The 16,549-nt window shown below is 36.3% G+C and carries 10 protein-coding genes; 6 read left to right on the top strand and 4 right to left on the bottom strand.

Annotation, left to right across the window (positions count from 1 at the left end; genetic code table 11):
- Nucleotides 1-271: 271 nt before the first annotated feature.
- Nucleotides 272-1,897: a S8 family peptidase gene (locus VB248_RS12125; protein ID WP_323297048.1), complete on the bottom strand. Its 1,626-nt coding sequence runs from the start codon at nt 1,895-1,897 to the stop codon at nt 272-274.
- 558 nt (nt 1,898-2,455) lie between these two features.
- On the opposite strand from VB248_RS12125, the gene VB248_RS12120 reads away from it, so the two are divergent.
- Together VB248_RS12120 and VB248_RS12115 are read left to right on the top strand one after the other, a co-directional pair.
- Nucleotides 2,456-3,712: an MFS transporter gene (locus VB248_RS12120; RefSeq protein WP_323297047.1), complete on the top strand. Its 1,257-nt coding sequence runs from the start codon at nt 2,456-2,458 to the stop codon at nt 3,710-3,712.
- Nucleotides 3,709-4,848 (top strand): MalY/PatB family protein, encoded by a 1,140-nt coding sequence (locus tag VB248_RS12115; RefSeq protein WP_323297046.1) that lies wholly within the window; start codon nt 3,709-3,711, stop codon nt 4,846-4,848. Before VB248_RS12120 ends, VB248_RS12115 begins: the two co-directional genes overlap by 4 nt.
- 86 nt (nt 4,849-4,934) lie before the next feature.
- Here VB248_RS12115 and VB248_RS12110 read toward each other — a convergent pair whose 3' ends face one another.
- Nucleotides 4,935-6,398, bottom strand: a complete 1,464-nt coding sequence (locus VB248_RS12110; protein WP_323297045.1) for a hypothetical protein — start codon at nt 6,396-6,398, stop codon at nt 4,935-4,937.
- A gap of 166 nt (nt 6,399-6,564) precedes the next feature.
- Between VB248_RS12110 and VB248_RS12105 the strand changes: the two genes are divergently transcribed.
- Entirely contained in the window at nt 6,565-8,283 is a 1,719-nt protein-coding gene (locus tag VB248_RS12105; protein ID WP_323297044.1) for an IlvD/Edd family dehydratase, read from the top strand.
- A gap of 387 nt (nt 8,284-8,670) precedes the next feature.
- Nucleotides 8,671-10,653, top strand: coding sequence for a S9 family peptidase (locus VB248_RS12100; protein ID WP_323297043.1), 1,983 nt, complete (start codon nt 8,671-8,673; stop codon nt 10,651-10,653).
- Between the two features lie 381 nt (nt 10,654-11,034).
- Here the strand turns inward: VB248_RS12100 and VB248_RS12095 are convergent, their stop codons facing one another.
- Nucleotides 11,035-11,325 carry a putative quinol monooxygenase gene (locus VB248_RS12095; RefSeq protein ID WP_323297042.1) on the bottom strand — a complete coding sequence of 97 codons (291 nt, stop codon included), beginning with the start codon at nt 11,323-11,325 and terminating at the stop codon, nt 11,035-11,037.
- Nucleotides 11,326-11,518: 193 nt separating this feature from the next.
- On the opposite strand from VB248_RS12095, the gene VB248_RS12090 reads away from it, so the two are divergent.
- Both VB248_RS12090 and VB248_RS12085 read left to right on the top strand, forming a co-directional pair.
- Nucleotides 11,519-12,628, top strand: a complete 1,110-nt coding sequence (locus VB248_RS12090; protein ID WP_323297041.1) for a carboxypeptidase-like regulatory domain-containing protein — start codon at nt 11,519-11,521, stop codon at nt 12,626-12,628.
- Complete coding sequence (locus tag VB248_RS12085; protein ID WP_323297040.1) at nt 12,618-13,388, top strand: SDR family NAD(P)-dependent oxidoreductase; 771 nt, start codon at nt 12,618-12,620, stop codon at nt 13,386-13,388. The genes VB248_RS12090 and VB248_RS12085 overlap by 11 nt, the downstream gene beginning before the upstream one ends.
- Nucleotides 13,389-13,569: 181 nt before the next feature.
- On the opposite strand, the gene VB248_RS12080 is transcribed toward VB248_RS12085, so the two are convergent.
- Entirely contained in the window at nt 13,570-16,377 is a 2,808-nt protein-coding gene (locus VB248_RS12080; RefSeq protein WP_323297039.1) for an outer membrane beta-barrel protein, read from the bottom strand.
- Nucleotides 16,378-16,549: the final 172 nt, after the last annotated feature.

Here is a 16,549-nt window from a genome sequence, read left to right as displayed (position 1 = left end):
GTTAATCCAAACATTTTGTAAAATAACAATATTTTTAATAAAATGCCAATAATAGGCAAGCCTTGTGTACTGTGAACTAAAAAATCAGTATTTAAAATACTCACTTACAATATTTTAACACTCAGCACTTTTATCATTACTTTATCTTTGAGTTTCAACAAAATTGTCGAAAATTTAGTATTATAATTCATAAAAAAGCGGTCTAAAAACTAATTTAGACCGCTTTTTTATGAATATAAGTTTTAAACGAATACTATACCCAAAATACAAATTACTGGTTTTTAGGATTCATTTTGGCTTCTTTTTCTGCTAATAAAATTGCTTGATAAGCATTTACGATACCTCCAGTACTTGAAAGCTCGCCAAACTCTACTATTTCAGATGAACCGGGTCTGGCTACTTGTAAATGATTGAGCTTAGTTGCCGAGTTTAAAACAATATTTTTTACTTGGCGAAAATCAAATTCTGGATAATATGAAAGTATCAAAGCTGCCAAGCCAGTAACCACAGGTGCTGCCATACTTGTACCGCTTAGTTCTTCATATTTTGAACCAACAACGGTTGATTTTATTTCAAAACCCGGAGCAAATACATCAACAGTTTTATGACCATAGTTTGAAAAATTAGCCACTGTACTTGGCGACTGCATCCAAGTGGTAGCACCTACTTCTAACCAATTCTCTACCATCGAACTATCTGTTAAATATTTAGAAGGATAATTCTCGGTTTGGTCAATATTTTCGTTTTCATTGCCAGCGGCATGTACCAAAAGTACTCCTTTCGACTCAGCGTATCTTACAGCAGCATCCACGGCATACTTTTGTGGCGAAAGCGATTTTCCAAACGACATATTTATCACTTTTGCTCCATTATTCACCGCATACATGATAGCACTGGCAACATCTTTATCACGCTCATCGCCTTCAGGAATTGCCCGAAGTACCATAATTTGCACATTGTCAACAATACCAGAAATTCCAATTTCATTAGACCGATTGGCGGCAATAATACCTGCTACGTGCGTGCCGTGATGTGCATCTGGACCTTTTACTTCGTTATTACCGTAATTTCTGTCGTTCAAATTATCAACGTCATCTCCGATAATTGGGCGTGGGTCGAAATTAAGATTTACACCAAAAATCAATTTATTGTTGTAATACTCGTAGGCTTCTTTCAGTTTCGATTCATCCTCTCCTATTTCATAGAAAATCTCAAGTATCTTTCTGGCTTTTTGTAAATCCTGAGCATCTCTCGAATTAATTTTATGAAGGTCGGCTTGGCTAATTGTATTAACTTTTAAGTGGCGACACAATAACTGTTTGGCGATAACATATTGTGAATAAAAATTAATAATATAGTTTCCTTCTTTTCTAAGTTCGTTTACAGTAGCCTCGTACTTAGATTTGTACTTTTCGTATAATTTGTACTTGGCTAATTCATCAGGCGAAAGCTTATTTATATCAACTGAAAACTTGAAATGTTTTCGCAAACGGGCGTATTCACGAGTAATTTCTAAGCATTCCTTATCAATATCTTTTCCGTCTTTTCCTCCTAAAAAATCCCATCCGTGAATATCGTCGATGTAGCCATTGCCATCATCATCAATACCATTGTTGGGGATTTCGTTTGGGTTTACCCAAATTTTACTTTTCAAATCTTCGTGTTCTATATCCACTCCTGAATCAATAATGGCTACTAAAACGGGCTTTGAAGTTTTGTTTTTTAAAATTTCTCGGTAAGCTCTTTCGGTACTGATTCCTCTGATACCGTCTTCTTGATAATCAAGGTTAAACCAATTGGTGGGGACTTTCTCAAGCGGGCGTTCGAGATACTGGGCATTGAGTGACTTGTACAAAAGTACAAGCAAAAGCACAAGAGATAATCTGCTAAATTTCATGGCGGTTGAAAATTTATTTAAAGAGACAATTGTTAGTGCAACAACTAATGTTATCACTGACTACAAATCTAATCAAAATGCAAGACAGAAAAAAATGTAACTTTGGCTTGGGCAATCACATAAAATGGTGATATTTCTACTCAGAAAAGTTCAAAACTTCCTAAAAAACAATTTTGTCCGCTTATCAGTAAATTAAAGATTTCGTTAAATTCTTCTTACGGAAAAAAACGAATTTCGGATTTCCTAACGATTATTTTTTTTTGAAATATTTAAAAAAAATTATGTAATAAGTAAATATACTCAATAACCTACCCTTGTTTTCTACTAATTTTCCTGAAAAAAGAAGAATCTTCCAGCATTAATTTTTGTGAATTTGAAGTATGTGTATATTGAACCCACAATCCATTCGGCGGGTTAATAAGATAGATTAAAAGAATCCAGTAATGGATTAATACAAATTTACTTAGACAAGAGTCGCTGATTTCAAGAAGCAATACAAGACTTTGTGTGCCGAAACTTTGAAACTAACACTCCACATTTACAAACAGAGCATTAAGTATGAATCCAAGCATTGACTTTAAAAACAAATATTATCCGTGGATTATCTGTTTTTCGGGACTTCTGATTTTGGTAGTGATTAATGGACTAACAACCACTTCATTATCTGTTTTCGACAAAGCATTTATTAATGAATTTCATTGGCAACGTGACGAACTAAAACTTCGTGAATCAATCACCAACAGCGTTACACTTTTTTTTATTTTACTTTCAGGAATAATTATCGACAAAGTACGAGTAAAGAAAATGATACTTTTCGGAGCTTTGGTATTGAGTATCGCTTTGCTCGGTTACAGTTTTGTCAGCAATAAATATCAAGCCTATTTTATTCATTTTCTTTTGGGTCTTTCTATGATTTCAGCAGGTTCGGTGGCTTGTATTATTTTGGTATCCTCATGGTTTAGAGAAAAGAAAGGTTTAGCTTTGGGAATTGTTTTGATTGGAACAAGTTTGGGTAGTGCCATTTTTTCACCATTGAATAATTACTTGCTCAATCAGTATGGTTGGCGACAAAGTTTTTTAATTCTATCGGCTTTTCCCATATTTATTTTCATTTATACTTTGTTGGTAGTTGAAAATTCCCCTTCCGACATTAATAGTGTTCCTTTGGGCGAAGAACATCAACAATTAGCCCAAGAAAATAGTTTGTTGGCAGAAGGAATGACCTACTCCGAAGCTACCAAAACGCATTTATTCTGGTTGATTTGTCTTTGCGGATTTCTTACTTTTTACTGTTTGGTAGGCACTATCGCAAATGTTTTTTTATACTTGGTTGGTTTAGGTTTTTCAGATACAAAAGCAAGTTCATTTCTTGGAATGTATTTTATCATTGCAGGTTCGGCAAAACTTTTAGTTTCTTTGTCTTCCGACTTTATTAATCCATACTGGGTATTTTCTATTTGTTGTATCATGATGATAGCAGGTTTTTTAGGGCTTTCGAGTATGGAATCAATTTTTATTTTTCCTTCAATCGCTTTTATGGCTGTCAGTTGGGGCGGAATTTATACTTTGTATAACTTGATTGCTATAAAATCTTTTGGTTTGGCATCGGCTGGAAAAATTAACGGTACTATCAATATGTTTGAAGGTGGCGGAGCTTTATTGGGGCCATTTCTTACAGGTTTAGTATTTACCATCAATCATTCTTATCAACTCGCTTTTTCAATGAATGCAGGCTTGATGGTAGTGGTATTGCTACTTTCATTTAGGTTCAAATCATATATGTTAAAATTACAATCACAGAAAATTCATCAATGAAATACAATTTCGACGAAATCATTAACCGACAGAATACTGATTCTCAGAAATGGGATATGTTCAACGACCCCGAACATACCATTCCAATGCCCGTTGCCGATATGGACTTCAGATGCCCAGAACCTATCTTGGAAGCCCTCAGAAAAGTAACAGAACATGGCGTTTTTGGCTATGCAATTGTACCAGAAGCTTTGAAAGATGTTTTACATGAACGCTTGAAGAATCTTTACAATTGGGAAACCCAAAAAGAATGGCAAGTATGGATTCCGGGACTTGTGCCAGCCATTACCGCTACTTGTAGAGCTATTGGGAAAGAGGGTGAAGCCGTAATAACGCCAATTCCTGTGTATCATCCTTTTCATTTAACGCCTGCTTATGTAGGGAAAAAACTTCAAACATTTCCAATGATTGAAGTAGATGGACGTTGGACTTTTGATTTTGACGCTCTCGAAAAAGCAATTACACCTGAAACTAAATTATTTATGCTTTGTAATCCGCATAATCCGGGCGGTACGGTTTTCACAAAGGCTGAATTAGAGAAATTGGTGGAGATTTGCGAGCAACACGATATTGTTATTTGTTCTGATGAAATTCATGCTGATTTGATTTTGGATGCTACCAAAAAACATATTCCAACCGCAAGTTTGAGTAGCATTGCGGAAAATAGAACCATTACACTTTTAGCTCCTTCAAAAACATTCAATATTGCAGGTTTGGGTTGTTCGGTGGCGGTAATTCCCAACCCTGAGCTTAGAAAGAAATTTATTGATGCCAAAATGGGTTTCTTTCCTCCGCTTACTCGTTATTCACAAGATGCAGCTTTAGCAGCCTATCGTGATTGTGAGGACTGGAAAGATGAACTAATTATTTATCTAAAAGCCAACCACGACTATCTTTATCAAGAACTCAACGGCTATAAAGGCTTGAGAATGTTGCCTTTAGAAGCTACTTATTTAGCTTGGATAGATGCCAGCCAAACAGGAATTAGTAATATTCAAGAAAAAATTCTGGAAGCTGGCGTAAGAGTAATTGACGGAAAAGTATTTAAAGGAGAAGGATTTTTCAGACTCAATTTTGCTTGTCCAAGAATTTTATTGGAGGAAGCTGTAAAAAGAATCAAAGCAAGTTTAGCATAAACATGAAATTATTAGTTATGAGTTATGAATTATAAATTATGTTTTGAGCAATGTCTTAACTAAATTTATATCTCATAATTCATAACTTACAACTTTGCCTCTCCCAAGTAAATATCATCATTTTTCAAGGTGATAATATCTTTCCACTTCCCGTATTTCACCACCAATTGTTTGGTTTCACCTGCATTTTTGGGATTAGGATTTTGACCAGCTACCAAAATTTTATCTTTAGTAACAATCGCTCTCACAATCGGCAGCCCTTTTTCATACAATTCTGCGGCATTGTACTGATAAAATTTATTGCCACCATCAAAAGATACTTCTGGAATAACGGCTTTATGCTCTGCTTCAAAAATGGCATTATGTTTACTGAGGCGATACAAACCCGCAATATAGGCTTCATAACTGGCAAAATTTCTTTGCAAATTATACTGATTTGGTTTGTTGGGCATCATGGTATAAATATCATCCCAAAGCCAAAGTCCTTTTGCACCAGACATCAAAGTAAAAATCGGCATTGCCTCCGCCAATTTCAAGGGTAATGGAGTCCAAGATGGTGGCGTAGTAAAAGCCCATTGTACCGCAATTCTGGGAATATCAGACCAGCGAGCATTTACTTCTTGGTCGGCAAGAATCATATAAATTCCATTTTTATACTTCAAATTATCGTCAGTAACGTAACCGCCCGGTGTTTGAAAATTGATAAAATCTTTAAAATTTTTGCCATCTTTTCCAGCAGGATAATCCCAAATCCACATTTTGGCATTTGGATTTGTATAATGGTCTGGACTCAAATTACCAAGTTCAATCACGCAACCGGGATTATAAGTACCTACCCAAGCTCCTTTCACGATAAATTGACGGGCATCTTCTGTAAGCATTCGATACTTTTCTGCCATCGCTTTTTTATATGCGTCGGCAAACTCATTATCAGGAATTTTTAATCCGGGTGAATTAGGAGCTAAACGAGATTTGTCTGGAACGTACATGACATTTTCTAAATCCCACAAAAAAATATCCACAGTAGCCACCATTTCATCAGGCGGACAGTCATGAAAATGATTGAAACAGAGTCCTCGGAGATGTGAAAGATAACGAATAAAATCATCTTTTGAATCTATAAATGGGTCTAAATGACCCGTATTGTGGTCAGCAAAAGGCGTATGAAATTGCTCAAAATAATTGGCTGTCATCAACCAAGCTCTTTTTGAAATAGGTACATTCGGCAAATCTATATCACTCATTCTCGACCTATCCAAATGGGTAAAACCATAGTCAAAAGCCAAAGGATAGCTTTCATTTTCATACCTTGCACCATTGTACACAATTTTGAGCCCTTTTGCTAAATGGAATTTGGGAAATTTTTCCCAACCAATTTCATTGATATTTTTAGTTGGAGAAAAAACGTAAGTAGGAGTTTCGACCAAAGTTCTTTTAATACTTGAGAGGTCGACAACTTCAACCGAAGCAGGTTTATCTTTTGTACCAAAAAATAAAAACGACGCTCCGAGGGCAAAAACTAAGGCAGGTATTTTCAAGAGATTTTTCATGGTTTATGTTAAACATCAATGAAGCAACGTATTGAAACTGGCTTTATTTCAATTCAGAAAAGAATCCTATTTTTAGGCAAAAAATACAAACAGGATAAAAAATCAACAAAGTATTTTTAATTTTCAAGAACAATCAAGACACAATTAAGCAAAAATATTGATAAAAATGGAAGAAAATAAAGCTTTACGCTCGCAAAATTGGTTTGGAAAAACTGGGAAAGATGGATTCTTGTATCGTGCTTGGATGAAAAATCAAGGCATTCCGCATGACCAATTTGATGGTCGCCCTGTCATCGGAATTTGTAATACTTGGTCGGAACTTACTCCTTGTAATGCTCATTTCCGTGATTTAGCAGAAGCCGTAAAGATTGGCGTGTATGAAGCAGGTGGTTTCCCTGTGGAATTTCCAGTAATGTCTTTGGGCGAAACTTTGATTAAACCTACTGCCATGTTATATAGAAATTTGGCAAGTATGGATGTGGAAGAATCCATCCGTGCCAATCCTGTCGATGGCGTAGTATTGCTCTGTGGTTGTGACAAAACGACTCCTTCTTTAGTAATGGGAGCTTGTAGCGTTGATTTACCAACCTTAGTCATTTCGGGCGGACCTATGTTGAAAGGGCATTTTAAAGGCAGAAACATCGGTACTTCTGATGTTTGGCGTTTTGCTGAAGCGTATAAATTAGGTCAAATTTCACAGAAAGAATTCATTGAAGCCGAAGCTTGTATGGCTCGTACTCAAGGACACTGTGCCGTAATGGGAACTGCTTCTACGATGGCAACGATGGTTGAAGCATTGGGTTTATCACTGCCTAACAATGCTTCAATTCCTGCGGCAGATGCTCGTAGAAAAGTAATTTCTCAGTTTTCGGGCAGACGTATCGTTGAAATGGTAAAAGAAAATTTAACTCTTTCAAAAATTCTTACTCGTGAAGCTTTTGAAAATGCGATTATGGTAAACGCTGCGATTGGTGGTTCAACCAATTTTGTGATTCACTTATTAGCTATTGCGGGCAGAATTGGCGTTGATTTGAGTATTGAAGATTTTGATAAATTCTCGCAAAATATTCCATTATTGGCTAATATTCAGCCTTCTGGAGAGCATTTCATGGAAGATTTGTATTATACTGGTGGCTTGCCTGCGGTAATTAAAGAAATGCGTGCTGTACTTCATAACGATGCTTTGACCGTAAACGGAAAAACCATTGGCGAAAACTGTGCCGATGCAGAAGTTTATAACCGTGACATTGTGGCTACGATGGAAAATCCATTCAAACCCAATTCTGGTATTGCCGTAGTAAAAGGAAATCTTTCACCCAACGGTGCAGTATTGAAGCCTTCGGCGGCCACGCCTGAGTTAATGGTTCACCGTGGTAAAGCGGTGGTGTTTGAAACCATTGAAGATTATCATGCAAGAATTGATGACCCGAATTTAGATATTGACGAAAACTCAGTAATGGTATTGAAAAATGTGGGGCCAAAAGGCTATCCCGGCATGGCAGAAGTGGGTAATATGGGTATTCCGAAAAAGCTTCTTGAAAAAGGTGTTCACGATTTAGTAAGAATTTCTGACGGTAGAATGTCGGGGACTGGTTTTGGAACAGTAGTATTGCACGTTTCGCCAGAAGCTGCCGCTGGTGGCAATTTGGCTTTGGTACAAAATGGTGATTATATCAGTTTAGATGTGCCAAACAGAACACTTAACTTAGAAGTATCAGACGAAGAATTGGCTGAAAGACGTAAAAATTGGGAAGCTATTGATTTGAATATTAATCGTGGCTATGTAAATCTTTATATCAATCACGTTGAACAAGCTCACTTGGGTGCTGATATGGATTTCTTGAAAGGTAAATCGGGAAGTACCGTTACCAGAGATTCTCATTAATACCAAAATGATGCTCATGAGTATCAAAACGATGCTCATGAGTATTAAAGCGATACTCATAAGTACTAAAATGAGACTCATAAGTACTAAAATGAGACTCATGAGTACTAAAACGATGCTCATGAGTTCTAAAACAATACTCACGAGTATTAAAACGAGACTCATGAGTATTAAAACGAGACTCATGAGTATTAAAACGAGACTCATGAGTACTAAAACGATGCTCTGTATCAGTAAACAGATGTTGTAACGGCAAACCCTTGCGGTTTTAAGAAATTGTACCAAATTGAATTTTTCATAAAGTACTAATTCAAAATTCATCTCTCTCAAAAATCCTTTGGGAAATTTTCTTATCTTCGATTTTATTCATAAATCTTCAACAACAACATGAAAAAACATTTACTATTACTCTCGCTTTGTCTTTGGGCGAGTTTCAATTTATCCGCACAAAATACAACCAAACGCCCCTTAAAACCCTCTGATGTTTATCGTTTAAAAACAATTTCAGATGCCAAAATTTCTCCAGAAGGTAACTGGGTAAGTTACACACTTTCTACGGTTGATTCTGCCAAAAATAAAAGAAATGCCGATGTTTACATGGTTTCGTGGGATGGAAAAGAAACCGTTCAACTCACGCACACACCTGACGGCGAATCGCAAGCTCGTTGGAGTCCAGATGGGAAATACTTGTCTTTTGTTTCTTCAAGAAATGGTTTAACCAGTGGTCAAATCTGGTTAATGGACAGAAGAGGTGGCGAAGCAAAACAATTAACAGACCTAAAAAAAGGGGATTTAGAAGAATATGCTTGGTCGCCAGATGGGAAAAAAATTGCTTTGGTTATCAAAGTTTCGGCTGATACTTCTAAATCAAAAGCTCCAAAACCTATCGTTATTGACCGTTTTCAGTTTAAAAAAGATGTTGAAGGCTATATTACCCGAAGCTCAACACATTTGTATTTATTCGATATTGAAACAAAAAAAATTGATACTTTAACCAAAGGAAATTTTGAAGAAGAATCGCCCGTTTGGTCGCCAGATGGCAAACAAATTGCCTTTTTGAGTAATCATACCGAAGACCCAGATAAAAATGAAAATACTGATATTTTCGTGATGGAGGCTAAACCAAATGGTAATATTAAACAAATTACAACTTGGGCTGGAAGAGATTTTGCTCCAAATTGGAGTCCAGACGGACAGCAAATTGCCTATTTACGTACTACTTCTGCCGAAAATTTTATCATGTACGACCAAGCCATTTTATCGGTAGTCTCGAAAGAAGGCGGCGAACCCAAACTCTTGACAAAATCTTTGGACCGCCCTATTGCTTCGCTCAAATGGGCAAAAGATGGTCTTTCGATTATGGCACTTGTCGTTGATGATAGAACTCGTTACATTGCTCAATTCGATGCAAAAGATGGGAAAATGACTAAAATTTTAGGAGGCGAACAAAGCTGTACTTCTTTAGAAAGACATCCTTCGGGAACTTTTCTAACCAGTATGAGTAATCCTTACACGCCTACCGAATTGTATGTTTTAGAAAATGCTTCACTCCGTAAACTTACCAAGCATCACGATGATTTCTTAGCACCTTTGGCTTTGGCAAAAGTGGAAGGTTTTACTTCAAAAAGTAAAGATGGCACTTTGGTTTCTAACTTACTTTTTACCCCCATTAATACCAATAGTTCGCAAAAACTCCCGACGATTTTCTTTATTCATGGTGGGCCAGTGGCACAAGATGAGTATAGTTTTGATTTGAGTCGCCAGATGTTAGCTGCCGCTGGTTATGCGGTAGTGGCTGTTAATTATAGAGGTTCAAATGGTAGAGGTTTGGCGTATTGTAAATCTATTTATGCCGATTGGGGGAATAAAGAAGTAATGGATATTTTAGGAGCTTGCGACCATTTGGTTCAAAAAGGAATTGCCGACCCTGAAAAATTGGGGATTGGGGGCTGGAGTTATGGCGGAATCTTGACAGATTATACCATTGCAACGGATACTCGTTTTAAAGTGGCTGCAAGTGGTGCAGGGGTTGCTTTGGTACTTTCTATGTATGGCAACGACCAGTATATTCTTCAATACGAGCATGAATTGGGTGCTCCTTGGAAAAATGTGGATAAATATATTAATCTTTCTTATCCGTTTTTTAAAGTAGAAAAAATCAAAACACCAACACAGTTTATGGTGGGCGAAAGCGATTTCAACGTTCCTGCGGTTGGTAGTGAACAGATGTATCAAGCCTTTAAATCGGTGGGAATTCCAACAGAATTGATTATTTATCCCGGACAATTTCACGGTATTACCAATCCCATTTTCCAAATCGACCGCTTTGAGCGTTATTTGAAATGGTTTGGGAAGTATTTGAAGAAATAAAATAGCTGTCGGCTATCGGTCTTCGGATTTCGGATTTGTTTTTTTGCTTTCAGATGTCGGTCTTCGGATGTCGGATTTGTTTTTTTGCTTTCGGATGTCGGTCTTCGGATATCGGATTTGTTTTTTGCTTTCGGATGTCGGTCTTCGGATATCGGATTTGTTTTTTGCTTTCGGATGTCGGTCTTTGGATTTGGGATTTAGAATTTTGGTTTTTGAGTTTGAGTTATCTTATATATTCACTTTAAAAACTCAAAAAAGAAAAAATCTAAAACCCGAAATCCGACGACCGACATCAGAAAACAATGCCTAAAACCCAAAAGCCGAAATCTGATGACCGAAATCCGAAAGCAAAAAAAATCCGAAATCCGAAATCTCAAATCCCTAATCCACTTTACTCGCTCTAATAATCTTCACTGGGCCATCCAATAACTCATCTGCCACCAAACCAAAAGCTTTGATATGTGGTTGTTGGTCGTGCAACATTAATCCTTCGTAACTCTCCCAAATTTCATGGAAAGTAAAAAGAGTACTTTCTTCGATTGACTGATGTAAATCGTATTGAATACAAGCGGCTTCTTTTCTCGACTCAACAACCAATTGCTGTAATTGAGCTTTCAGTTCTTCTACTTTTTCAGGCTTGCTTCTTACGATAGCTGTGAGGTAAATATTCATTTTTGAAAGGATGTTAAAGAATTGATATTAAAATTTATCACGAAAGGTCGGTATTTTCGACTCATTTTAAAAATGAAAACGCATTAAATTTTCGATAAAAAACTGGCTACAAAGATTAATCTGAATGAAACAGAACAGGCATTTAAAACATAAAATGTATCTTTGAAAATACAATCCTTGGTTTAAATCTCAGATGAAAAAATATGTTTTTCAAATACTTTTTCTAATTCTTTGCTCCAAAGCAATGATGGCTCAGGAGTTAATCAAAGGAAGAGTGATTGATGCAGAAACCAACGAAATACTTCCCTTTGCCACGGTTTTTGTAGTAGGTTCGTCGATTGGCACAAGTACGAACGAACGTGGAGAATTTAGTTTTCAAGTCCCTTTTGGTACAATCAAAATCGGTGCATCATTTATTGGCTACGCTCCTATCAGTGCTACTTTTGAAACCAAACAATTGCACGCTAAAACCCTCACTTTCAAATTAGAACCCATCAGCAAAGAACTCTTAGAAGTAAAAATAGAAGAGAAAAGAAGTAAAAAATGGCTAAGAGATTTCAAGACTTTCAAGCGAGAATTTCTGGGCGTAAATCCCAACAGTGATTTTTATGATATTGAAAATAAAAACGCCATTCGGCTAACTTGGGAAGATAATATTTTGAAAGCAAGTTGTGCCGAACCTATCGTGATTTTGAATAAAAAATTAGGCTATAAAGTAATTTGTATGCTTCAAGAATTCACGTATCAGTCAAACGGAGATATGTTTTATATGGGCATTACACGCTTTGAAGCCCTAAAAGCCGAGCATGAAAAAGAGCAAAGTTTATGGAATAAAAATCGAAGAGAAGCCTATTTGGGTTCGCCAAATCATTTTTTCAAATCTTTGATTACGCATCAAGTAGAAAAAAATCAGTTTCAAGTCATCAAAGACACTACGCTGAGTTTTATGCCCAACAATTTTTATGAAAAATATAGCAATCCCACTTATCAGGTAAATCTTGATAAAATGGTTGAAGCAGATTCTGCCAATCATCAATTTATCCTGCATCTCAACAAAACATTGGAAGTGGTGTATCTCGGAAAATTCAACGATTTTCCCAATTTTAGGTACAGAACTATGCACCATGAATTCACGAGAATTGAGCCAACCAACCAAGAATTAAAATATTTAACTCAGCAAGGAGAATTAATTTCGCCTCATGCCATCAAATTTTCGGGAAGTATGGGAAATTACAGAATTGGCATGGCTCTTCCCTCCGACTATGAATTAGAACCACAAGAAAACCAAAACAATGATAATTAATCATCTTTTTAATCATCAAGTTGCCATTGTTACAGGTGCTGGAATCGGTATTGGCTTTGAAATTGCCAAACAATTGACCCAAGCTGGAGCAAAAGTAATGCTCAACGACATGGACGAAGCTTTAGCAAGTACTGCTGTTGCCACGATTCAAGCTGATGGGGGAATTTGTGAAAAATTTGTCGGAGACGTTTCAGAATTGGCAACTATTCAAGCATTAGTAAAGAAAACCATAGATATTTTTGGCAAAATAGATATCCTGATTGCCAACGCTGGCATTACTACTTTTGGGGATTTTTGGGAATATCAACCCGAATCCATGCAAAAAATTTTACAAGTAAATCTCTTCGGTACTTTTTTCCTTACGCAAGCCGTCACAAAAGAAATGATTGCTCAAGGAAATGGCGGAAGTGTTTTGCTGACTTCTTCCGTAACGGGGCATCAAGCTCATAAATACTTAGCTGCTTATGGCATGACCAAAGCAGGAATTGAACAATTAGCCAAAAATTTGGTGGTAGATTTATCGCCTTTTCAAATCAATATCAATACCGTTGCACCGGGAGCAACTTTAACCGAACGTACTTTGAGCGATACCAATTATTTAGAAACTTGGTCGAGAATTACACCCACTGGGCGACCTTCAACTGTACAAGATATTGCCAATGCCGCACTCTTTTTGGTTTCGCCGCTTTCCAGACAAATCACTGGACAAAGTGTAGTGGTTGACGGTGGCTGGACTTCGGTAGGGCCTTCACCTTATTAATTATGAGTTTTGAATTATGAATTATGAGATAGGTCGATTTATTCACAGAGTTAAACAGAGTTTGTACTGAGTTCCACAGAGTAATTTTATAGTCTTTCTCTGTAAATGCTCTGTGTTACTCTGTGTATTCCATAAGGCAAATCTTATCTCATAATTCAAAATTCATAACTTCTACTTATCCTCAGCTTTTCCAATATTTCTTCAAGTTATAGCTAAACGTCAGCATAAAATATTGTTGTAATACATTCGACTGCACGTCTTCGATATAAGTAGTTGTGATATTTCTTTGAATACTTGTGTTTTGTTTCAATAAATCAAAAACCGACAATCGTACTTCTCCTTGCTGTTTTTCAAATAATTTCTTTGCCACAGCCATATTCCATAAAGTATATTTTTGATTGTAGCTCGACGACAAACCTGAATATGAAAAATGTGTTGCGTCTGTATTAAAGACAAAACCTTTACCGATGATAATATTCAAACGAATTTTCAGATTTTGATTGAAATAATTATTATTCAGATTGGTAGAAATGGTATTCTGCACATAATTGATATTCGAGTTCGATGAAATTGTAAAGTCTATCTTTTCGCTAATATTGCTACTTAGCACCAAGCCAAAAGTATATTTCTGTGAATCTGAATAGTTCATTACATTATTGACCAAACCGGGTGTACGAGAAAAATTAGCCGTGATGTTTGAATTTATATTCGACTTAATTGCCTTTACAGGAAAACCGTAAGACATAAATCCTCTAATAGAATATTGTCCATCTAAATTGACTGGACGAGACAACTGCGAACCCGTTTTCAAGACAATATCTTTTGAAATAATCGTATCTTTTGAAGCGATAAAACTACTATTGGTGATATTACCCATCACAAAACTGGCACTCATTAAAGTAACAAAATTTGAGAAGGTCGTCGGACTTGTAGCCGTGTAACGAAGCGAAAGTTGATGCTGATACTCTTGTTTTAAAGCCGAATTACCCGTTGAAAGTCGCAAAGGATTATTATTGTTTACTACTTCTTGCAACTGGCTTACGCTGGGTTGTTGGGTTTGGGTTTGATAATTAAAGCGAAGCGATTTTGCGTTGCCACTAATATTGTATCGCAATGAAAACGATGGTAAAATATTATTAAAACTTCTATCAAGATGATATTCTTTCGGAAATACTTGCTCGTTCATAAGTTGAGTATTCTGATAACGGATTTCGGAAGAAATATTCAAAGTTCGTGAAAACTGACGAAAACCTGTACCAACCCGATAAGTATAATAATTACTACTAAAAACGTTGCTCAAAAGCGTATCTAATTGATTATAAACCTGTTCGGCATCTGTAAAATTATAGGCATACTTCTCTGACTGACTTTGGTTATAACCAAAACTTGAATTCAGAAAAACCGCACTTTGTTTACTTATCGGTTCTGAATAGCTCAAATTAGTCGATAAGCCCCAACCGCTGGCATCAGTATGCGAACTTTGATTTAATATTCTTGATGAAGGATTTGTGCCATAATACAAATTGGTAGATTTCAGCAAATTATCGGCATTTTTATCATTATAAGTAGTTGAAACATTTAAGGTTAAAGCTCTGCCCATTTTGGCAAAACGGTGTCTGAACAAAATATTATTTGAAAAATTAATGGCATTGTTATTACTGACATTTAGGTTAGAAACTTCATTGAGTTTGGTATCTTTCAAACTTGTGACACCCGAATAACCCGAAGTAACATCCGTATTTTGAATGCTCAAGTTGGGAGTCATTACTAAAGAATTATTATCATCAATTTTGTACTCCAATCTAAAATAGGCACGATGGTTCAAACTTTTTGTACTTGAATTACTTGTTTCTGAATAGGTTTGTCCAGCATTATTGCTTTGAATATATTGCTGATAAGTATTTTCAATCAATGAATTATTTGATTGATTCAAGAAATAACTGCCTTGAAATTTCAATTTTGTTCCCCATTCATTAGAGTAATTCAAACCCAAAGCATTGGTTTTATTATAACCGGGCTGATTATTGACTAAAAAATTACTGGTATTATTCATACCTCCGCCAGCCTGACCGCCACCTCCGCCTTGTCCACCGCCTCCGCCACCTCTTCGGGTTTGTGCTGAGCCACTGGAAACGCCAATTAAATCTTCAGAAGAAAAATTTTGTTCATTGATATTATTCGACTGAAACAAAGCGGTAAAACGGCTATTTCCTTTGAAACGATTGATACTTGAATTTACTTTATAAGTATCATTTGTGCCAATTCCTGCTGCATTTCGCCCAAAAACGCCATTTCGCATATCGGGGCGAGTAGTGATATTGACAGTTTTTGTGGTATTTCCATCGTCGAGACCAGTTAATTGAGATTGTTCACTGAGCTGGTCAAAAACCTGAATTTTATCAATTACTTCGGCTGGAATATTTTTCATGGCTGCGGTAGCATCTTTTCCGAAGAAAAGTTTTCCATCAATCATTACTTGTTTTACTTCTTCGCCTTGAATCTGCATTTTACCATTTTCCACTACTGCACCGGGCAATTTTTCAATAAGTTCATCGGCATTTGCATCAGGATTCACTTTGTAGGCACGAGCGTTGAACTGCAAAGTATCTTTCTTTTGAATAACGCCCGCTACTTGTCCTACTACTTTTACTTCGTTCAAGGTTTGGCTATCTTCTTCTAATAAAATCGGCGGAATGGTCATGGCTTCGCCCGTAATGCTAATGTTTTGGCGATACTCTTTGAAACCCACAAAACTTACTCTGAGCGAATAGTTGCCTCTTCTTATTTGTGGAAACTGAAATTTTCCTTGGTCGTTGGTTGTCACCATTCTTTTTCTGGTAGAATCCATCAAAGAAACCAAACTCACATAAGCACTTTTTAAAGGTTTTTGTGAAAGAATTTCTCGAACTTCACCATTCACAGGAGATTGAGCAAATATTTGAGAAGCAGTAAATAGGAAAAGGGCAAAGGCAGCAATACTTTTTTTCATAAATGAGTAAAGGTTTATATCTTGAGTATTAACTCAAAATTCGCTTATTCCGTATAGATATAGGGAACTATGCGACAATTCGGAATTATTGTGCGACTTATCTCTGTAATATCATAAATTTGATACGCTTTAAGGTTTTTTAACGTTAATAAAAAAATTAAAATAAACTCAC

The sequence above is a fragment of the Arcicella rigui genome (genome assembly GCF_034929435.1).
Classification (GTDB): Bacteria; Bacteroidota; Bacteroidia; order Cytophagales; family Spirosomataceae; genus Arcicella; species Arcicella rigui.
This window is presented reverse-complemented; position numbering and strand designations above follow the sequence as displayed.

Bases quoted from the DNA above. Each gene is read 5' to 3' on its own strand.
- VB248_RS12085 (WP_323297040.1), top strand. From the start codon at position 12,618: ATGATAATTAATCATCTTTTTAATCATCAAGTTGCCATTGTTACAGGT.
- VB248_RS12110 (WP_323297045.1), bottom strand. From the start codon at position 6,398: ATGAAAAATCTCTTGAAAATACCTGCCTTAGTTTTTGCCCTCGGAGCG.
- VB248_RS12120 (WP_323297047.1), top strand. From the start codon at position 2,456: ATGAATCCAAGCATTGACTTTAAAAACAAATATTATCCGTGGATTATC.
- VB248_RS12080 (WP_323297039.1), bottom strand. From the start codon at position 16,377: ATGAAAAAAAGTATTGCTGCCTTTGCCCTTTTCCTATTTACTGCTTCT.
- VB248_RS12105 (WP_323297044.1), top strand. From the start codon at position 6,565: ATGGAAGAAAATAAAGCTTTACGCTCGCAAAATTGGTTTGGAAAAACT.
- VB248_RS12115 (WP_323297046.1), top strand. From the start codon at position 3,709: ATGAAATACAATTTCGACGAAATCATTAACCGACAGAATACTGATTCT.
- VB248_RS12095 (WP_323297042.1), bottom strand. From the start codon at position 11,325: ATGAATATTTACCTCACAGCTATCGTAAGAAGCAAGCCTGAAAAAGTA.
- VB248_RS12100 (WP_323297043.1), top strand. From the start codon at position 8,671: ATGAAAAAACATTTACTATTACTCTCGCTTTGTCTTTGGGCGAGTTTC.
- VB248_RS12090 (WP_323297041.1), top strand. From the start codon at position 11,519: ATGAAAAAATATGTTTTTCAAATACTTTTTCTAATTCTTTGCTCCAAA.
- VB248_RS12125 (WP_323297048.1), bottom strand. From the start codon at position 1,897: ATGAAATTTAGCAGATTATCTCTTGTGCTTTTGCTTGTACTTTTGTAC.